This is a genomic window from Paenibacillus sp. ACRRX, from assembly GCF_022346885.1.
Lineage (GTDB): Bacteria > Bacillota > Bacilli > Paenibacillales > Paenibacillaceae > Paenibacillus_B.
The window spans coordinates 1-1,750 of sequence record NZ_JAKRNK010000021.1; the positions used below are offsets into that span (position 1 = coordinate 1).

Annotated in this window: 1 rRNA gene; it reads left to right on the top strand. The window is 53.9% G+C overall.

Annotated elements, in window-relative coordinates:
- A 23S ribosomal RNA gene (locus MH117_RS26340) occupies nucleotides 1-1,708 on the top strand; the annotation flags it as partial.
- Nucleotides 1,709-1,750: the final 42 nt, after the last annotated feature.

A 1,750-nucleotide genomic window follows, 5' to 3' on the forward strand; every position in this document is an offset into this window, starting at 1 on the left:
TGTATCAGTGGTAGGGGAGCGTTGTGTACCGGGTTGAAGGTAGATCGTAAGGACTGCTGGACTGTACACAAGTGAGAATGCCGGTATGAGTAACGAAAAGACATGTGAGAATCATGTCCGCCGAAAGCCTAAGGGTTCCTGAGGAAGGTTCGTCCGCTCAGGGTAAGTCGGGACCTAAGGCGAGGCCGAAAGGCGTAGTCGAAGGACAACAGGTTGAAATTCCTGTACCACCGTAAACCGTTATGAGCAATGGGGTGACGCAGAAGGATAGGGACGCGAGCTGATGGATATGCTCGTCCAAGCAGTGAGGCTGATGTGTAGGCAAATCCGCACATCGTAAGGCTGGGCTGTGATGGGGAGGGAAATTTATAGTACCGAAGGTCTTGATTTCAGGCTGCCGAGAAAAGCCTCTAGCCAGGTGATGGTGCCCGTACCGCAAACCGACACAGGTAGGCGAGATGAGTATTCTAAGGCGCGCGGAAGAACTCTCGTTAAGGAACTCGGCAAAATGACCCCGTAACTTAGGGAGAAGGGGTGCCTCGGTAGGGTGAATAGCCCGAGGGGGCCGCAGTGAAAAGGCCCAAGCGACTGTTTAGCAAAAACACAGGTCTGTGCGAAGCCGCAAGGCGAAGTATACGGGCTGACGCCTGCCCGGTGCTGGAAGGTTAAGGGGAGTGGTTAGCCGCAAGGCGAAGCTATGAACCGAAGCCCCAGTAAACGGCGGCCGTAACTATAACGGTCCTAAGGTAGCGAAATTCCTTGTCAGGTAAATTCTGACCCGCACGAATGGCGTAACGACTTGGGCGCTGTCTCAACGAGAGATCCGGTGAAATTTTAATACCTGTGAAGATGCAGGTTACCCGCGACAAGACGGAAAGACCCCATGGAGCTTTACTACAGCTTGATATTGGACTTTGGTACGGACTGTACAGGATAGGTGGGAGCCTGAGAAGCCTGAGCGCCAGCTTAGGTGGAGGCGCCGTTGGGATACCACCCTGTTCGTATCGGAGTTCTAACCTAGGACCGTGACCCGGTTCGGGGACAGTGTCAGGTGGGTAGTTTGACTGGGGCGGTCGCCTCCTAAAGTGTAACGGAGGCGCCCCAAGGTTCCCTCAGAATGGTTGGAAATCATTCGAAGAGTGCAAAGGCATAAGGGAGCTTGACTGCGAGACCTACAAGTCGAGCAGGGACGAAAGTCGGGCTTAGTGATCCGGTGGTTCCGCATGGAAGGGCCATCGCTCAACGGATAAAAGCTACCCTGGGGATAACAGGCTTATCTCCCCCAAGAGTCCACATCGACGGGGAGGTTTGGCACCTCGATGTCGGCTCATCGCATCCTGGGGCTGAAGTAGGTCCCAAGGGTTGGGCTGTTCGCCCATTAAAGCGGTACGCGAGCTGGGTTCAGAACGTCGTGAGACAGTTCGGTCCCTATCTGTCGCGGGCGTAGGAAATTTGAGAGGAGCTGTCCTTAGTACGAGAGGACCGGGATGGACGTACCGCTGGTGTACCAGTTGTCTCGCCAGAGGCATAGCTGGGTAGCCAAGTACGGAAGGGATAAGCGCTGAAAGCATCTAAGCGTGAAGCCCCCCTCAAGATGAGATTTCCCAATTAGTAAGACCCCTTGAAGACGACGAGGTAGATAGGTTCGGGGTGGAAGCACAGTAATGTGTGGAGCTGACGAATACTAATCGGTCGAGGGCTTATCCTAATCATTCTAAGTAGAGCATGTACACTTCGCATTCAGTTTTCA